13 protein-coding genes are annotated in these 17,462 nt (G+C 49.2%); 10 read left to right on the plus strand and 3 right to left on the minus strand.

Annotated elements, in window-relative coordinates:
- Positions 1-75 precede the first annotated feature (75 nt).
- From EPB59_RS01365 to hldE, 4 genes are all read left to right on the plus strand, one after another.
- Positions 76-1,593, plus strand: coding sequence for an inorganic triphosphatase (locus EPB59_RS01365; RefSeq protein ID WP_095474471.1), 1,518 nt, complete (start codon positions 76-78; stop codon positions 1,591-1,593).
- Between the two features lie 335 nt (positions 1,594-1,928).
- Complete coding sequence (locus tag EPB59_RS01370) at positions 1,929-3,185, plus strand: methyl-accepting chemotaxis protein (protein WP_000210401.1); 1,257 nt, start codon at positions 1,929-1,931, stop codon at positions 3,183-3,185.
- A gap of 123 nt (positions 3,186-3,308) precedes the next feature.
- Positions 3,309-6,155 carry a bifunctional [glutamate--ammonia ligase]-adenylyl-L-tyrosine phosphorylase/[glutamate--ammonia-ligase] adenylyltransferase gene (glnE, locus tag EPB59_RS01375; protein ID WP_154171378.1) on the plus strand — a complete coding sequence of 949 codons (2,847 nt, stop codon included), beginning with the start codon at positions 3,309-3,311 and terminating at the stop codon, positions 6,153-6,155.
- Between the two features lie 63 nt (positions 6,156-6,218).
- On the plus strand, positions 6,219-7,649 hold the full coding sequence (hldE, locus tag EPB59_RS01380) for a bifunctional D-glycero-beta-D-manno-heptose-7-phosphate kinase/D-glycero-beta-D-manno-heptose 1-phosphate adenylyltransferase HldE (protein WP_055051515.1): 1,431 nt from the start codon (positions 6,219-6,221) through the stop codon (positions 7,647-7,649).
- A gap of 108 nt (positions 7,650-7,757) precedes the next feature.
- Here the strand turns inward: hldE and tolC are convergent, their stop codons facing one another.
- Positions 7,758-9,074 carry an outer membrane channel protein TolC gene (gene tolC / locus EPB59_RS01385; protein WP_055051514.1) on the minus strand — a complete coding sequence of 439 codons (1,317 nt, stop codon included), beginning with the start codon at positions 9,072-9,074 and terminating at the stop codon, positions 7,758-7,760.
- Between the two features lie 232 nt (positions 9,075-9,306).
- Here tolC and nudF point away from each other — a divergent pair, with 232 nt between their 5' ends.
- The 6 genes from nudF to parC all read left to right on the plus strand — a co-directional run bounded on the left by nudF (position 9,307) and on the right by parC (position 16,317).
- A complete protein-coding gene (nudF, locus tag EPB59_RS01390) occupies positions 9,307-9,933 on the plus strand; it encodes an ADP-ribose diphosphatase (RefSeq protein WP_154171379.1) in 627 nt (208 codons plus the stop codon).
- Positions 9,934-9,939: 6 nt separating this feature from the next.
- Complete coding sequence (locus tag EPB59_RS01395) at positions 9,940-10,386, plus strand: DUF1249 family protein (RefSeq protein ID WP_055051512.1); 447 nt, start codon at positions 9,940-9,942, stop codon at positions 10,384-10,386.
- Positions 10,387-10,473: 87 nt separating this feature from the next.
- Positions 10,474-11,229, plus strand: coding sequence for a 3',5'-cyclic-AMP phosphodiesterase (gene cpdA / locus EPB59_RS01400; RefSeq protein ID WP_233420231.1), 756 nt, complete (start codon positions 10,474-10,476; stop codon positions 11,227-11,229).
- Between the two features lies 1 nt (position 11,230).
- A complete protein-coding gene (yqiA, locus tag EPB59_RS01405; RefSeq protein WP_055051510.1) occupies positions 11,231-11,818 on the plus strand; it encodes an esterase YqiA in 588 nt (195 codons plus the stop codon).
- A 329-nt stretch (positions 11,819-12,147) separates the two neighbouring features.
- Positions 12,148-14,028: a DNA topoisomerase IV subunit B gene (gene parE / locus EPB59_RS01410; RefSeq protein ID WP_055051508.1), complete on the plus strand. Its 1,881-nt coding sequence runs from the start codon at positions 12,148-12,150 to the stop codon at positions 14,026-14,028.
- A gap of 3 nt (positions 14,029-14,031) precedes the next feature.
- Positions 14,032-16,317, plus strand: a complete 2,286-nt coding sequence (gene parC, locus EPB59_RS01415) for a DNA topoisomerase IV subunit A (protein ID WP_154171380.1) — start codon at positions 14,032-14,034, stop codon at positions 16,315-16,317.
- A 48-nt stretch (positions 16,318-16,365) separates the two neighbouring features.
- Here the strand turns inward: parC and yacG are convergent, their stop codons facing one another.
- The gene (gene yacG, locus EPB59_RS01420; protein WP_154171381.1) at positions 16,366-16,563 is read right to left on the minus strand and encodes a DNA gyrase inhibitor YacG; all 198 of its coding nucleotides are present in this window, start codon (positions 16,561-16,563) and stop codon (positions 16,366-16,368) included.
- 156 nt (positions 16,564-16,719) lie between these two features.
- Positions 16,720-17,460, minus strand: a complete 741-nt coding sequence (gene zapD / locus EPB59_RS01425) for a cell division protein ZapD (protein WP_154171382.1) — start codon at positions 17,458-17,460, stop codon at positions 16,720-16,722.
- Positions 17,461-17,462 lie beyond the last annotated feature (2 nt).

The raw sequence follows: 17,462 nt of genomic DNA on the forward strand, positions 1-17,462 counted from the left end.
TGGGCGGATATTTCTCTCTTGCTCCGCTGTCTATAAGGCAATATCCTGTCGGCATCTGCATCGAAAGGTATAACTATGGAAACCGAGATAGAACTGAAGTTTTTTGTTTCTCCAGAATTTTCAACGATTTTAAGCGCTAAGATTTCTGAAACCAAAGTACTTCAGCATAGCTGTCGGGAGTTAGGAAACACTTACTTTGATACCCCCGATAACTGGTTACGTCAGCATGATATTGGATTGCGCATCCGTCGTTTTGATGACGTCTATGTCCAAACGGTGAAAACCGCAGGTCGTGTGGTTGCTGGTTTACATCAGCGCCCAGAGTTTAATGCTGAACATCACAGCAACGATCCTGATCTCTCTTTGCATCCTGCGGATATCTGGCCGCAAGGAAAAGACCTCTCTCAATTACAAGCGGAGCTTATGCCGCTTTTCTCAACCAACTTTACGCGTGAACAATGGCTGATTGGCATGGCCGATGGTAGCCAAGTCGAAGTTGCCTTTGACCAAGGTGTGGTGGTGGCAGGCGATCGCCAAGAACCGATTTGTGAAGTAGAGCTTGAGCTTAAGTCCGGTCAAACCGATGCTCTATTTACACTGGCGCGCCAGCTGTGTGAACACGGTGGCATGCGTTTAGGTAACCTCAGTAAAGCCGCACGCGGTTATCGCTTAGCTGCCAATTATTCGGGTGATGAAATTCAGCCGATGGCGTTGGTGAGTGTCGATAAGAATGACACCGCAGAGTCCTGTTTTATTCGTGCTCTGGAACATGCGCTAGCGCATTGGCATTACCACGAACAGATTTACACGGAGCGTGAAGCGGTGGCTGCGCTGCATGAAATTCGCCATGCGGTGAGTTACCTGCGCCAACTGCTTTCCGTCTACGGAGGAATTATTCCGCGTCGTGCTAGCGCGATTTTGCGTCAAGAGCTGAAATGGTTAGAGCAAGAGTTACAATGGCTGAAAGAGTTTGAGTATTTAGAAAGCCTGCAAGAAGATAAAGGTTATGCACTGCGCAAACTGGATGCTCGTAAGTTTCTTGTCACCGCACTGAAAACCTTACAGGAAAGCCTACCACAGCGTGAAGATACACTCCGTTTGCTCAGTAGTGCTCGCTATACCGGCTTATTACTCGATTTAAGTCGCTGGGTACTCACTCGTGGCTGGCAACCTTTCTTGGATGACAAAGCACGTGAGAAAATGGCGCAGTCGCTGGAAGCGTTCTCCGTGAAACAACTCGACCGCACATGGGCTGAGCTGATGGAAGCTTTCCCTCCGGGCAAAGCGTTAACCGTACAAGAGTATGTGGATCAGCAGTATCGCTTGATGCGTAACCTGTACACCGGCGTCAGTTTTGCCGGCTTGTATGATGCAGAGGATCGCCAAGCGTTCCGTATGCCGTGGGCGGATTTATTGCATGGTATCGATGATTTATTGCGCTTGAAGCCCTTAGAGCGTTTGGTCGATTTACTGCAAGATGAAGAACAAGATCAACTCAAGCGTTGGTTGATTCGCCAAGAGAACTCGATTTTGCATGCCATGGAGCAAAGCCGCACTATGGGTGTTGAGGCACATCCTTATTGGCGTGAATAAGCATCCATAAACTCAATAATTATGCGAAAACGCATCAGGGAGGCTTAGGCTTCCCTGATTTCTATAGAGCATTGTTGGTTCTATCAAAGGATGCAAAAAACTTTAGCTTTAGCGGTTTAGGCCGATAGCAAGGTAAGACGATAGTAAAGTCGAGGGCAAGCGCTATTCGGAAGCGGGCAAAGATCACAAATTATTTTCCTAAACGAAAGAATTAGCGATATTCCGCGCATTGGCTTGGCTTTATCTTTGTTATCATCACCGTCGATTTATTTAAGGAGCCATGTTTGGCTGCCAACTGTTTTGTCACTCAGTCTCAACAATATGGAGTAAGGATAATGACAACGATGTCGTTTAAACCGTGGGAGCGCCTGATCACCGATATTCGCCTTGTGCCTAAAATGGTGATGTTAATGGTGTTCAGTACGGCGTTGATCGTTGGCAAACAACTTTGGGATGCCCATACTTTTTACCAATCCTTATTGACCGCAACCAATAGCGTTGAAGTCGCGCAGCAGCATTACGATAATTACCTTGTGCAAGTGTTTTGGCAAACGCTGTTGTTGATTGCGGTGTTCGTGGTGCTCTTATTGTTTGCCGCTCGCGTCATGTTAAGACAAACCCAATATCTCAATGATGCGATCAAGTTGATGGCACAACGCAACTTATCTGAACCGATCAATATGGATTGTAAAGATGAGTATGGCGATGTGGCACGAGAGCTGGAAAAAACTCGCCGTCAGCTACAAGATTTGATCCGTATGCAGATGAATGCCTCACAAGAGCTGACTTCGCTAACGGAAGTCATGACGATGAGCATGTCGGAAACCAAAGACTCGGCGCAAGAAGAATTCAACGAAATTGACCAACTGGCAACGGCGATGAGCGAGATGTCGTCAACGGTACAAACTGTGGCAGAACATGCGCAGAGTGCCTCTTCGCTCACTGAAAATGCTTCGCAGCAAGCTAGAACTGGGCAACAGTTTGTCAAAAGCACGATTAGCAAAATGAGTGAACTGTCGAAAGACATTAGCTCTTCTGCGCAAGCCGTCAATCAGGTGGAAGAGCGAGTGGTGGCGATCAGCAGTGTCGTTGGGACGATTCGCGGCATTTCAGAACAGACCAACTTGCTTGCGCTTAACGCGGCGATTGAAGCTGCGCGTGCAGGTGAAGCAGGACGTGGTTTTGCGGTGGTTGCTGATGAAGTGCGTAATTTGGCGCAGCGTACACAAAATGCGACGGTGGAAATCCAAGAGATGATTTCACAACTGCAAAACAGCGCCAACAGTGCGGTGGATTTAATGGAGAAAAGTGTGGTGCAAGCCGCCGATGGGGTTGAGCTGATCACCAACGCGGGCAGCGAGCTGGATGGCATCGTGAACCAAGTTCAACAGCTCAACGACATGAACTTCCAAATTGCCGCGGCGGCGGGTCAGCAAAGTAGCGTGGCAGAAGAGATGAATGAAAATCTCAATAATGTGCGTGAGTTGGTGGAAGGTTCCGTGACGGTGATGACCGAGCTACTGGAAACCTCAGAAATCATGCAAAACAACGCCGAAGAGTTGGATCGCAAGATCACTGCCTTTCGTGTGTAGCTGAGCACGATGCTCATCAACTGAAAAAATTTCGAGTAAAACGCCCACAACTGTTCTGTGGGCGTTTTTTTTAAGCCTGAGTTTGCGATATAACTAGTGAACATTCAAAGACAAGGAAGCATCATGTCACTGCCCAGCGCGCTTTTGCCTACCGCCGAGTTGCATTATCAATCATTGATTTCTGATCATCCGCAAGTCGCGAATTGGCCTTCGACTTTATTGAGTCAATTGCATTATGTGCTCGGTCTGAGTCAATTTGTGGCACAAACTTTACAGCGTGATGAGCATTTGTGTCAGGTGCTCCCCACGTTATTGGCCCAGCCAAGCCGTGAGCAGGACTATCGTAAAGAGCTCGCCCAATGGTTAACCGAGTGTCAGGATGAAACTGCAGCACAAAAACGTTTACGCCAATTTCGCAACCAAGAAATGGTCTATATCGCGTGGCGTGATTTCTGTGCAAGTTGGACACTTGAAGAGAGCCTGTCTCATCTTTCTCAGTTAGCAGAAGCACTGATTTTTGAAAGCTACCAATGGCTTTATCAACGCTGTTGCCTTGAAATGGGCACACCATGCAATGCGCAAGGTGAAGCTCAACCGATGCTGATCATTGGAATGGGCAAACTCGGTGGTGGCGAGCTCAACTTCTCTTCCGATATCGATTTGATTTTCACTTATCCCGAGAATGGCGAGACGCAAGGCGCGCGCCGCTCGATTGCCAATGCGCAATTTTTCACGCGCTTAGGGCAGCGTTTGATCAAGTTACTTGATCAATCCACCCCCGAGGGGTTTTGTTACCGAGTCGATATGCGCTTGCGCCCATTTGGCGATAGCGGCCCACTCGCGATGAGCTATGCGGCGTTGGAGGATTATTATCAAGAGCAGGGGAGAGATTGGGAACGCTACGCGATGATCAAAGCGCGGGTGATGGGGCGGGAAATGTACCCGCAATACCAAGAACTGCGCCAGATGCTGCGTCCGTTCGTATTTCGCCGCTACATCGACTTCAGCGCGATTCAATCCCTACGCCGGATGAAATCGATGATCAGCAGCGAAGTGCGTCGCCGTGGTCTGAGCAACAACATCAAGCTCGGAGCGGGTGGTATTCGTGAAGTGGAATTTATCGCGCAAGTGTTTCAATTGATTCGTGGTGGACGTGAGCCGAGCTTGCGTAAACGCGGCTTGCTAGAAACACTCGATGCGATTGCGGAGCTTGAGCTGCTAACGCGCGAACAAGTGCAAGATCTGCGTGATGCCTACCGCTTTTTACGTCGTTTGGAAAACTTATTGCAAGCGATGGCGGATAAGCAAACCCAAACACTGCCCGATAAAGAAGATGATCAGTTGCGCCTCGCGGTAGCGATGGAATTGGCTGACTGGCCGAGCTTGCAACACCAAGTGAGCGAGCAAATGCAGCGTGTGCATAACGTGTTTGCGACCTTGATTGGCGAAGAAGATGAGGATGAAGAGCAAGCGGTGGCTCGCCATTTCCATGAATTGTGGGATATGGCACATAAGCCCGAGGTCATTGAACACATTATCCAACAAGATCTTGGTTTGCTTGATGGTGCAGAGCAGATCCGAACGATCACCCAATTTAAAGAGGATCTCGCTAAACGCACGATTGGCCCGCGTGGGCGTGAGGTGCTTAACCGACTGATGCCCAAAGTCTATCAAGCGATCTTTGCTCACCCAGAAGCGGAGTTTGGTGTTTCTCGCGTGTTGGCGTTGCTACATAGCATTGCCACGCGTACCACTTACCTTGAACTACTTGATGAACACCCTGCCGCCTTGGTGCAGCTAGTGCGCTTGTGTACCGCCAGCCCGATGATTTCTGAGCAATTGGCTCGCTATCCGATCTTGCTCGATGAGTTGATTGATCCGCAGCATCTGTATAACCCGATCCCGCTGGAATCCTATAAAACGGAGCTGCGTGATTTCCTCGCGCGTATTCCGGAAGACGATATGGAGCAGCAGATGGAAGGGCTGCGCCAGTTTAAGCAGATCTCAATTCTGCGGATTGCTGCGGCTGATATTGCGGGTGCATTGCCAATCATGAAAGTCAGTGATCACTTAACTTACCTTGCCGAGGCGATTGTCGAGGCGGTGATTAGCCAAGCGTGGTTACAAGTGAGCAGTAAATATGGCGAGCCGACCCATCTTAAAGATCGTGATGGCAAAGGCTTTGCTGTGGTGGGCTATGGCAAAGTCGGCGGCTGGGAGCTGGGGTATAACTCCGATCTCGACATCGTCTTTATCCACGACTGCCCAGTTGAAGTGAACACCGATGGCGAGAAAAGTATTGATGGCCGCCAGTTCTATCTGCGTTTAGCGCAGCGCATCATCCATATTTTCTCTACCCGTACCGCATCTGGCATTTTGTATGAAGTCGATACCCGATTGCGTCCCTCCGGAGCTTCCGGCCTGCTGGTGAGTCCAACGGATGCCTTTGATGAATATCAGCACAAAGAAGCGTGGACATGGGAGCACCAAGCACTGGTTCGTGCCCGCATGATTTATGGGGATGAGCCTCTGCAACAAGCCTTTGCAACGATACGTCATGAGATTCTCTGTTTGCCGCGTGAGGAACAAAAACTCAAACAAGAGGTGGTCGATATGCGGATCAAAATGCGCGATCACCTCGGCGGCAAAAAAGCTGGGCGTTTTATGCTCAAGCAAGATGAAGGGGGGATTACCGATATTGAATTTTTAGCGCAATATCTGGTCTTACGCTTTAGTCATCAACAACCTAAGCTGACCCGTTGGTCAGATAATGTGCGCATTTTTGAATCCTTGATGAATCATCAAGTGATGGAGGAATCACAAGCCTTGGGATTGACCCATGCGTATACCAGCATGCGCGACCAAATTCATCGTCGTAACCTACTTAATCAATCGGCGGATGTGCGTGATTCCCAATTTGTACTTGAACGTGAACAAGTGATACAAGCTTGGCAGCAGTGGCTCAGTTGAGCACTTCTGCCGCCTAGGCGGCTGTGATAAACTCCGCCCCAATCGGATTATTGGAGATTGAGAATGAAACCAGTCCTACCTGACTACAGCAAAGCAGGTGTGTTAATTGTCGGTGATGTGATGCTTGATCGTTACTGGTATGGTCCGACAGGCCGTATCTCACCAGAAGCCCCTGTGCCAGTAGTAAAAGTAGAGCAGAGTGAAGAGCGTCCCGGTGGTGCTGCTAACGTTGCGATGAACATTGCCTCTTTAGGAGGCCATGCACATATCATTGGCCTGACTGGGCAAGATGAACCGGCGAGTGTGTTAACCGATAAGCTGACTTCACTGAAGGTTCATTGTGATTTTGTGGCGCTGCCGAATTACCCAACCATCACTAAACTGCGTGTGCTTAGCCGTGGTCAACAACTGATCCGTCTGGATTTCGAAGATAAGTTTGAAAACACCGATGCGCAGTTGATCCTATCGCGCATGGAAAGTGCCTTGTCTAACGTTCGTGCGGTGATCTTGTCTGATTATGCCAAAGGTGCGCTAGAGCACGTACAGCAATTCATTCAAAAAGCCAATGCGGCAGGTGTACCTGTGTTTATCGATCCCAAAGGCAGCGATTTTGAACGCTATCGTGGTGCATCGCTGCTTACGCCAAATATGTCTGAATTTGAAGCGGTAGTCGGTAAAGTCAAATCTGAGCAAGAGCTGGTTGAAAAAGGCTTTGCTCTGATTGAAAAGTTCGATCTCGGTGCATTACTGGTGACTCGCAGTGAGCACGGTATGACACTGTTGCGCCGTGGACTGGAACCTTTCCACTTGCCTACTCAAGCCAAAGAAGTGTATGACGTAACAGGCGCGGGCGATACGGTGATTTCCGTTCTAGCGGCTTCTGTTGCAGCGGGTAAACCGTTGGATGAAGCTTGTGCATTAGCCAATGCTGCTGCGGGTGTGGTCGTTGGTAAACTAGGTACCTCGACCGTTTCTACCATTGAATTGGCGGAAGCGGTACATGGTAGCAGAGATACTGATTTTGGTGTGATTGGCGAAGATGCGTTGATTGAAGCGGTGAAGAAAGCGCAAGCTCGTGGCGAAAAAGTTGTCATGACTAACGGCTGTTTTGACATCTTGCATGCCGGCCATGTTTCCTATCTTAACCATGCGGCAGAACTGGGCGATCGCCTGATTGTTGCCGTTAACACGGATGAATCGGTAAAACGCCTCAAAGGTCCAGGCCGTCCTGTGAACAGTACCGATCGTCGTATGGCGGTATTGGCAGGTCTTGGCGCTGTGGACTGGGTGGTACCCTTTGGTGAAGATACACCACAACGTTTGATCGCAGCCGTTTTACCAGATTTATTGGTTAAAGGTGGCGATTACAAACCAGAAGAAATTGCGGGCGGGCAAGAAGTGATTGCCGCGGGTGGTGAAGTCAAAGTGTTGAACTTTGAAGAAGGCTGCTCAACCACCGAAATTATCGAAGCGATCAAAGGTGGCCGCGGTTAATACTGCGCCACCAATTACGCGCCGTTTATCACTTACGTGAATAAACCAATAGCAAAAGGGGCCAAACGGCCCCTTTATTTTTCTGGTCTATTTCATGCTCATAGCGAGTTATTTTTTCGCGACTTTTAGGCCAGCATTGATATCCATAACGTCTTGCTCACTCAGAGTACCAATTGCTTGACGCAGTTGCAGCACACTCAGAATGTAGTTATAGCGAGCATTCGAGAGATTTTTGTTGGCATCGTACAGACGACGTGTCGCATCGAGCACATCAACAATGGTACGTGTACCGACATCAAAACCCGCTTCGGTGGCTTCCAGTGCAGACTTCGCTGAAATCACCGCTTGTTCGTAGGCACGCAGTGCACCAATTGAAGCGTTAATGTTGTTGTTGTACGCACGTACATCTTTAACTACTGAACGGTAAGCGGCTTCCAGATCTTGGCTCGCAGCCACATAAGCAAATTCAGCCTGCTTGGTCTGTGAAGTTGTGTTACCACCGGTGTACAAAGGAACCGACAGATTCACACCGATTTTGAAATCGTTGTATTCTTCACCTGAGGTACCTTTGGCATTGTCATTGCTGTTATTGCCATAGTTATAGCCGCCATCCAAAGTCAGTGAAGGCAGATGACCAGAGCTGGCAAGCGAGATATTGTCGCGCGCCACGTCTTGGCTGATACGAGCCGACAATAGTGACAGGTTTTGCTGCTGGGCTTTCTCGATCAGTGCTTCTGTTGAGTCAGTAGTACGACTTGCCGCAAAACGCTTGGTGTCTAACACCGCTAGCTTAGAATATTCTTGGCCAGTGATTTCACGTAGGGTTTCGTAGCTGTTGGTCAAACTGTTTTCCGCCAACACTTCATCAGCCAATACACCATCATATTGTGCTTGTGCATCATGCACGTCGGTAATCGCTGACAAACCGACTTCAAAGCGTTGCTTGGTTTGCTCAAGTTGACGACCCACTGCGGCTTTTTCTGCACGCACAAACTCTAGGTTATCTTGAGCGCGTAGCACTTCAAAATAAGCCTGTGCCACACGTAAGATTAAGCCTTGTTGCGCCGCAGCATACTGAGAATCTGCTTGGCGGGCTTTTTTCTCAGCTGTATCTAAGCTTACCCAGCTAGAACGTTGGTACAGTTCTTGTGAAAAGCTGATGCCGGCAGAGAGAAGATCACTTTCGCGTGGGTCTTGATCACTGCGGTTGATATTGTAACCAGCCGTCAGATTAATTTGTGGTAAAAGGGCACTACGGCTAGAGGTTACCGCTTCAAACGCAGCATCACGTTGAGCCGCTACACTAAGTAACTGGGGATCATTTTCTTTCGCTTGGTTATAAATCTCTGCCAGGTTTTCCGCCCAAACGGCAGAGCTTAGTGTGCCTAGCGCAGCACTAACAAATAATGGAAGCAGTTTTTTCATCGGTCCTATTCCTGACGTGATGTGAAAGGATTTATTCCTCAAGAGTTTAACTCAAATTGGTGGTAATTCACCCGAAACTTTGCACTTTTTTACACTTAACTATCCACTTGTGCAATAAAATTTATGACCCACTTAAAAAATAAAATAAATTTTATATAAAAAGTTGAGTCACCACTTGGTGGTCGGTAAATTCCGCGAGTAAACTATAAAATTCTCTATATAGGAGGTACGAATGCAAGACGCGAATCAGCAGCCAGTCTCTTTTAATAAGAAAGATGTCGAAATCCTTAACAAAGAGACACTCTTTAAAGGTTTCTTCCGCATGATTAAGTATCGCTTCAAGCATAAACGCTTTGCGGGAGGCTGGAGTGAGCCGATCGAGCGAGAGATGTTTGAGCGTGGTCATGCCGCTGCCATGCTGCCGTACGATCCTATCCGTGACCAAGTGGTGATCATTGAGCAGATCCGCGTGGGAGCTTTAGAACATGAACAGCCTTGGCAACTGGAAATTGTTGCAGGGGTCATTGATACCGAAGAGAGCTCTGAACAAGTCGTGCGTCGTGAGGCGATGGAAGAAGCGGGGCTGACTGTAGGGCGGATTGAGAAAATCACGTCTTACTATCCTTCTTCTGGTGGATGTTCTGAAAAGCTGGATGTTTTTATTGGTGAGGTCGATTGTTCACAAGCAGGTGGTCTTCATGGTTTAGACTGTGAAGGAGAGGACATCAAAGTGCATGTAATGAGCCGTCAGGATGCCTACCAATTAGTTTTGCAGGGACGAATTGAAAATGGTGCTTCAATCATCGCCTTACAGTGGTTGGAGCTGAATTATCAGCCATTACAACAGCAATGGCAGTAATAAGTGATGAGTCAATTGACAGCAAGAAAACCTTATCATGTTGATCTACCTGAATTAATGCGGGTTTATGAGACCAACTACGCCAAACTGAATGCTCTGTTGCCTGTGCAGCCGGAGGTCGGTGATGTGCGTTGTTATCAAGCTGCTCAAATGACTTATCAACTGGAAGTGCTAGAGGTCACAAAGTACACAACTTTGTTGGAGATTTGTCAAAGTGATGACTTGTCAGTATTTCCATTGCCAACTATGTCTGTCAGGCTGTACCACGATGCTCGCGTGGCCGAGGTTTGCGCCAGTGAACAATTAGGGCGAGTGCTACCGCGTTATGAATATCCGAACGAAAACATGGTGCAACCCGACGAAAAAGTACAACTGAATCGTTTTTTAGGTGATTGGCTGACTTTTTGCCTTAAGCATGGCATTAGCCGTAGCCCGATCTCCCTATCACAATAAATTACAGAGTTAGGTTTACCGATTTTGAAAGTGTCGTCTCAATCAGAGGATTCATCCGTCAAGCTTATTCAGATCACGGACACCCATTTGTTCGCTGCTGAAGATGGGAGCTTGCTCAGCGTGAATACGGCTGACAGTTTTGCCGCTGTGGTTGCGGCCATTGGTGAAGAGCAGGTCGAATTTGATGCCATTCTCGCCACCGGTGATATTTCGCAAGACCACACACCCGAGTCTTATCAACGCTTTGTGCGCGGTATTCAGCCGCTACAAAAAGCGTGTTATTGGCTGCCTGGTAATCATGATTACAAACCGAGTATGCACAGCGTACTGCCCACTCAGCAAATTCAAGCCGTTGAACATTTGTTGCTGGGGGAGTATTGGCAAGTGGTGTTACTCGATTCGCAAGTGGTTGGCGTTCCTCACGGCAAACTGAGTGAGCAGCAGTTACAACTGCTGGATCATAAGCTGACCGAATATCCAGACCGTCACACCTTAGTGCTGCTGCACCATCATCCGCTCTTGGTTGGAAGCGCTTGGCTTGATCAACACACACTCAAAGAGAGCGAGCGTTTTTGGGATGTCGTCGCCAAGCATAGCAATGTCAAAGCCATTGTGTGTGGCCATGTGCATCAGGATATGGATCGCCTTCATCTTGGTGCTCGTGTGATGGCAACCCCATCCACCTGCGTGCAGTTTAAGCCCAATTCGCAAGACTTTGCGTTAGACAACTGTTCACCCGGCTGGCGTGAGTTGACTTTGCATGCCGATGGTCAGGTAAGCACTCAAGTGAAACGACTCAAACAAGGCCGCTTTTTACCTGACTTTAACTCGAACGGATACTGATATGACGACTCGCCCTGCATTGCTGCTTTACATTCATGGCTTTAATAGCTCACCTTTGTCGCACAAAGCACAAGTGATGCAGCAGTATTGCCAACAGCACAGGCCTGATATCAAAGTCGTGGTACCCAAATTACCGAGCTTTCCAGCGCAAGCGGCGCAGCATCTGTTGTCTGTCGTGGAGCAATATAGCGAGGAATATCGCATCGGGCTGGTGGGCAGCTCGTTAGGCGGTTATCTTTCCACTTGGTTAAATGCCCAATTTGGCTTTCGCGCGGTACTGATCAACCCTGCCGTAAAACCTTACGAACTATTAGCCGATTTCCTTGGTGAGCAAATCAATCCTTATACGAAAGAACACTACGTGCTCGAAGCGTGTCATATTGATGAGTTGAAAGCGCTCGATACGCCAGTGCTGAAACAGCCAAGCGATTTTTGGTTACTGCAGCAAAAAGGCGATGAAGTGCTCGATTACCGGCAAGCGGTGGACAAGTACCGAGCCGCCAAGCTGACGGTGGAAGAGGGCGGTGACCACAGTTTTGTCGATTTTGAGCGTTATCCAGAACGGATCATTGAATTTCTCAGCCTTTAATGGATCGCCGACTTTACTGTTTGCGGAGTCAATCTGCGTTTTGCTGCGCAAAGCTTCATAAATTTACTTGATACTTGCGCTGTGCCCTTGACATCAGAGGGCTGCTTCCAGACTATGTTCCCCTTAGACTTTAGCGTGAAGGTTCCCAGTGACTGAGTGGCTTGCCGCGTGATCAACTCATGCGCTTTGCCTGAATACTCAGCTTGGGTTGACTTGAATGAACAACCCCAAATTAATGCGATTTTTCGCACAATTCATACACAAAAAAACGGGTTTTCACACAGCGCTGATAAAGTTACCAATCATGAGCAAATAAAGCATTCCGTATTATGACTGAACAATATAATGCTGGCGCCATTGAGGTACTCAATGGCTTAGAACCAGTGCGTCGCAGACCGGGAATGTATACCGACACCACGCGTCCCAATCACCTTGGGCAAGAAGTGATCGACAACTCCGTCGATGAAGCGCTGGCCGGATACGCCTCGAAAATTCAGGTAATTCTCCATGCCGATCAATCACTCGAAGTGATTGATGACGGGCGAGGTATGCCGGTGGACATTCACCCTGAAGAAAAAGTCTCTGGGGTGGAGCTGATTATGTGCAAACTGCACGCTGGTGGTAAGTTCTCCAACAAAAACTACCAATTCTCCGGTGGCTTACACGGGGTGGGGATTTCGGTGGTGAATGCGCTCTCCAAACGGGTAGAAGTCGCCGTGCGCCGTGATGGTCAAGTGTATGAAATTGCCTTTGAACATGGCGATAAAGTGACTGAACTGGCCGTCACTGGCACGTGTGGCCGTCGCAATACCGGTACTAGCGTCCATTTCTGGCCAGATACCAAATACTTCGACTCACCGAATTTCTCCGTATCGCGTCTAGTGAATAACTTGCGCGCCAAGGCGGTACTTTGCCCCGGTTTAGAAATCATCTTTACCGATAAGGTCAACAACAACGAGCACCGCTGGTTGTACGAAGATGGTCTAAAAGACTATCTGGCCGAAGGGGTGAAAGGTTATACCTTACTGCCGGAGGAGCCGTTTACGGGCGAATTTACCGCGCAAACCGAAGCAGCAACGTGGGCGGTGATTTGGCTACCCGAAGGTGGCGAATTGATCACCGAAAGCTACGTTAACCTGATCCCAACCGCGCAAGGCGGTACCCATGTCAACGGCTTACGCCAAGGCTTGCTGGATGCGATGCGCGAGTTTTGTGAGTTCCGCAATCTGCTGCCACGCGGGGTGAAATTGACAGGCGAAGATGTGTTTGACCGCTGTGCTTATGTACTGTCGATCAAGATGCAAGATCCGCAATTTGCAGGCCAAACCAAAGAGCGCCTCTCTTCACGCCAATCGGCGGCGTTTGTTTCCGGCGTGGTGAAAGATGCGTTCAGCTTGTGGCTTAACGAAAAACCACAATTGGCAGAGCAGTTAGCCGAAGTTTGTATTGCCAACGCGCACAGCCGAATGCGTGCCAGCAAGAAAGTGGTGCGCAAGAAGATCGCTTCAGGCCCTGCCTTACCAGGTAAATTGACTGACTGTACAGTGCAAGACCTTAACCGCACTGAACTCTTCCTGGTGGAAGGGGATTCTGCGGGCGGCTCGGCAAAACAAGCGCGGGATCGTGAATTCCAAGCGGTAATGCCGCTGCGCGGGAAAATCCTCAATACGTGGGAAGTTTCTGCCGATCAGGTACTGGCTTCACAAGAAGTACACGACATCTCGGTCGCATTGGGCATAGATCCCGATAACGACAACCTCGAAGCACTGCGCTACGGCAAAGTCTGTATTCTTGCCGATGCGGACTCGGATGGTCTGCACATCGCGACCTTGCTGTGTGCCCTATTTACTCGCCATTTCCGAGCGTTGGTGAAAGCCGGTCACGTCTATGTTGCCATGCCGCCGCTCTACCGCATCGACTGTGGTAAAGAGGTGTTCTACGCACTCGATGATCAGGAAAAAGAGGGCGTGTTAGAGCGCCTGAGCCAGAAAAAAGCCAAAGTGAACGTGCAACGCTTTAAAGGTCTGGGTGAAATGAACCCGCTGCAACTGCGTGAAACCACGATGGATCCCAACACTCGCCGCTTGGTGCAATTGACCATTGATGATGCAGAAGCGACCGACGAGATGATGGATATGTTGCTAGGTAAAAAACGTGCGGATGATCGCCGTACTTGGCTGCAACGCAACGGCGATATGGCAGAGGTGTAACGAATGTCTACAGAAATCAGCTTTGATGGCGTTGAACAGCTGCCGCTGCGCAAGTTTACCGAAGACGCTTATCTCAACTATTCGATGTACGTCATCATGGACCGTGCGTTGCCCTACATTGGCGATGGCTTAAAACCGGTTCAACGACGCATCATCTACGCGATGTCCGAGCTTGGGCTTTCGGCATCGGCCAAATACAAAAAATCAGCACGTACCGTGGGTGACGTACTGGGTAAATACCATCCGCATGGTGATTCGGCCTGTTACGAAGCCATGGTGTTGATGGCGCAGCCATTCTCCTATCGCTATCCGTTGGTGGATGGTCAAGGCAACTGGGGTGCGCCGGACGATCCAAAATCGTTCGCGGCCATGCGTTATACCGAAGCCAAATTGTCAAAGTTTGCCGAGATTCTACTCAGTGAATTAGGCCAAGGCACGGTGGATTGGCAACCAAACTTTGACGGCACCATGCAAGAGCCGAAAATGTTGCCTGCGCGCCTACCGCACATTCTGCTCAATGGTGTCACCGGCATCGCGGTCGGTATGGCGACCGACATTCCACCGCACAATGTGCGTGAAGTGGCGGAGGCGACGATTCACCTCATCGATAATCCTAACGCGCCGCTGACCGATTTAATGCAATACGTCAAAGGCCCAGATTTCCCGACCGAAGCAGAAATCATCACTCCAACGGTTGAGCTAGAGAAGATCTACCGTTCGGGTCGTGGCAGCGTAAGAATGCGTGCCGTGTGGTGCAAAGAAGGTTCGGACATCGTGATCACTGCGCTGCCGCATCAAGTCTCTGGTGCGAAGTTGCTGGAGCAGATCGCCGCGCAAATGCGCGCCAAGAAACTGCCGATGGTGGAAGACTTGCGCGATGAATCGGATCATGAAAACCCAACGCGTATCGTGATCGTGCCGCGCTCAAATCGAGTCGATTGCGATCTGCTGATGAACCATTTGTTCGCTTCAACGGATCTGGAAAAAAGTTTCCGCGTTAACCTGAACATGATTGGTCTCGACAATCGTCCTCAGGTTAAAGGTTTAGTGCAAATTCTGAGTGAGTGGATCAGCTTCCGTCGTGAAACGGTTCGCTCACGTTTGCAATACCGCCTCGATAAAGTGCTGGCTCGCTTGCACGTTTTGCAAGGTTTGCTGATCGCTTATCTCAACCTTGATGAAGTGATTGAGATCATCCGCAACGAAGACGACCCGAAAGCGGTGCTGATGGCGCGTTTCGATCTGACCGATATTCAAGCTGACGCGATCTTAGATACCAAGTTACGCCACTTGGCGAAACTGGAAGAGATGAAGATCCGCGGTGAGCAAGATGAGCTGGAAAAAGAGCGCAAAAAACTGGAAGAGCTACTCGGCTCTGAACGTCGTCTCAATAATCTGCTCAAAAAAGAGATCAAAGCGGATGCCGACAAGTTTGGCGATGATCGCCGCTCACCACTGGTCGAACGCGAAGAAGCCAAAGCATTGACCGAGCGTGACCTTATGCCAAGCGAAGCGATCACTGTGGTGCTGTCCGAAAAAGGTTGGATCCGCCATGCCAAGGGCCATGATGTGGATTGCCAAAGCCTGAACTACAAAGCAGGCGATAACTATCTCACCCATGCCTGTGGTAAGAGCAATCAGCAAGCGGTGTTCTTGGGCAGCGATGGCCGTAGTTACTCGCTCGAATCGCACACGCTGCCATCAGCACGTGGTCAAGGTGAGCCGATTACCGGACGCTTGAATGTGGCCGAAGGCACCACGATTCGTCAGGTTGTCATGGGTGAAGAAGATCAGCTCTGGCTGGTGGGTTCAGATGCCGGCTACGGCTTTGTGTGTAAAGGCGATGATCTGCTGTCGAAAAACCGCAGTGGTAAAGCGTTGATCAACTTGCCGGAAAACTCGGAAGTGATGACCCCACAAGTGATTGCCGATCTGGATAAAGATGAGATTTTAGCCATTACCAACCAAGGGCGTATGTTGCTGTTCCCGATTAAGGATCTGCCGCAATTGAGCAAAGGTAAAGGTAACAAGATCATCAACATTCCTGCGGCGAAAGCGAAAACCCGTGAGGAAGTTCTGTCCAATTTGATGGTACTACCACAAGGTGCCTCAATTACCCTGTATGCGGGCAAACGCAAACTGGGCTTGAAGGTGAGTGATCTGGATAACTTCCGTGGTGAGCGTGGCCGCCGTGGTGGCTTGCTGCCTCGTGGTTTACAGCGTGTGACCGCGATTGAGATTGAAAGCTCAGCTGAGCCGAACAGCACCGATAACAACGAAGAAGAATAAACAAGAGGAGCCATTTGGCTCCTCTTGCTTTACTCTCAAACCTGCGAACTAATACTGATCTTCTAACCAACCATCGCTGTCGGACATATCAGGCGCGCCGGGAATGGCTTTTTCTTCATCTGCCCACTCACCAAAATCAATCATCTGACACTGTTTGCTACAAAATGGGCGGTGTGGGCTCTGTTCACCCCATTCCACGTCAGTGCCACATTGTGGGCATTTTACGATAGTGAGTTTTTCGGTCATAACGCAGTCCTATTGAAAAACAGCAATGGCTTATCCTCTTCCAACCCGCAACGCCAAGTTGTGTGGGGATACTCTTCATCAAAGCCAAGCTGAGAATGTATTTTCGGTTCGCAACATTGTTTCGCAAAAAGTCGTTTCGAGAAAAGGTTGCGAGTTTTAGCAGCACACCGCCAAATCAAAGGCGATATCTTGAGTGCAGGCTTGCCCGTTGTGAAAGTCGATAAATTTGATGGCAAAACGGTTTTTATGTCCAGAAATCATCGGGTACACGCCGTATTCGAGCGGAATCGCAAGGCGCAGGATGTTGGCATCTTCCGCATCGCTTTGGTAGAAACCGTTGCTCGCCATGCGTGAGCGGTAGTGGCCGGTTTCACGGGTCAATTTAAGCCACAGTTTTAGCGCATTGGAAAGTGGCGTGAGAGTTTGCATCCATTGCTGGGCATCATGCATTTTGCGTTCAAGCGGCAAATGCAGCCAGTAATGCAGCGCAGGCAGATCAAAACAGCAGGATCCGCCGGGTAGATTAAAACGTTGTCGAATCGCACTCAAAAAGCGATCCTCTTTGAGTGATTGACCAAAACGCTCGGCACTCATCAGATCGCGGTGAACTTCATCCACCTCGGCTAATAGAGATTTAAGCATCTCTTGGTCGACCCCTTCGACGTTAAGCCAACTGCGATAGGTTAAGCGTTGTTTTTCCATATCTTTCGCCAGTTCGCTTTTGAGTTGGATTTGCTCAAAGATGTCGAGCATATCGAACAACGAGCGAAAGAAAAGTTGATGTTGAATCCCATCACTGAAAGTGGAGGATCGCTCCATCTGGTTAAGCAGCGCTTCCACACGCAAGTAGATACGTGTCTTTTCATTGAGAGGGTGTTCAAACTGGTGCGTGGTCATTG

The organism is Vibrio metoecus (assembly GCF_009665255.1).
GTDB classification, from domain to species: domain Bacteria; phylum Pseudomonadota; class Gammaproteobacteria; order Enterobacterales; family Vibrionaceae; genus Vibrio; species Vibrio metoecus_B.

What these genes read in the sequence shown, in the direction of transcription:
- EPB59_RS01365 (WP_095474471.1), top strand. Translation starts at nt 76, where the DNA reads ATGGAAACCGAGATAGAACTGAAGTTTTTTGTTTCTCCAGAATTTTCA.
- EPB59_RS01370 (WP_000210401.1), top strand. Translation starts at nt 1,929, where the DNA reads ATGACAACGATGTCGTTTAAACCGTGGGAGCGCCTGATCACCGATATT.
- glnE (WP_154171378.1), top strand. Translation starts at nt 3,309, where the DNA reads ATGTCACTGCCCAGCGCGCTTTTGCCTACCGCCGAGTTGCATTATCAA.
- hldE (WP_055051515.1), top strand. Translation starts at nt 6,219, where the DNA reads ATGAAACCAGTCCTACCTGACTACAGCAAAGCAGGTGTGTTAATTGTC.
- tolC (WP_055051514.1), bottom strand. Translation starts at nt 9,074, where the DNA reads ATGAAAAAACTGCTTCCATTATTTGTTAGTGCTGCGCTAGGCACACTA.
- nudF (WP_154171379.1), top strand. Translation starts at nt 9,307, where the DNA reads ATGCAAGACGCGAATCAGCAGCCAGTCTCTTTTAATAAGAAAGATGTC.
- EPB59_RS01395 (WP_055051512.1), top strand. Translation starts at nt 9,940, where the DNA reads ATGAGTCAATTGACAGCAAGAAAACCTTATCATGTTGATCTACCTGAA.
- yqiA (WP_055051510.1), top strand. Translation starts at nt 11,231, where the DNA reads ATGACGACTCGCCCTGCATTGCTGCTTTACATTCATGGCTTTAATAGC.
- parE (WP_055051508.1), top strand. Translation starts at nt 12,148, where the DNA reads ATGACTGAACAATATAATGCTGGCGCCATTGAGGTACTCAATGGCTTA.
- parC (WP_154171380.1), top strand. Translation starts at nt 14,032, where the DNA reads ATGTCTACAGAAATCAGCTTTGATGGCGTTGAACAGCTGCCGCTGCGC.
- yacG (WP_154171381.1), bottom strand. Translation starts at nt 16,563, where the DNA reads ATGACCGAAAAACTCACTATCGTAAAATGCCCACAATGTGGCACTGAC.
- zapD (WP_154171382.1), bottom strand. Translation starts at nt 17,460, where the DNA reads ATGACCACGCACCAGTTTGAACACCCTCTCAATGAAAAGACACGTATC.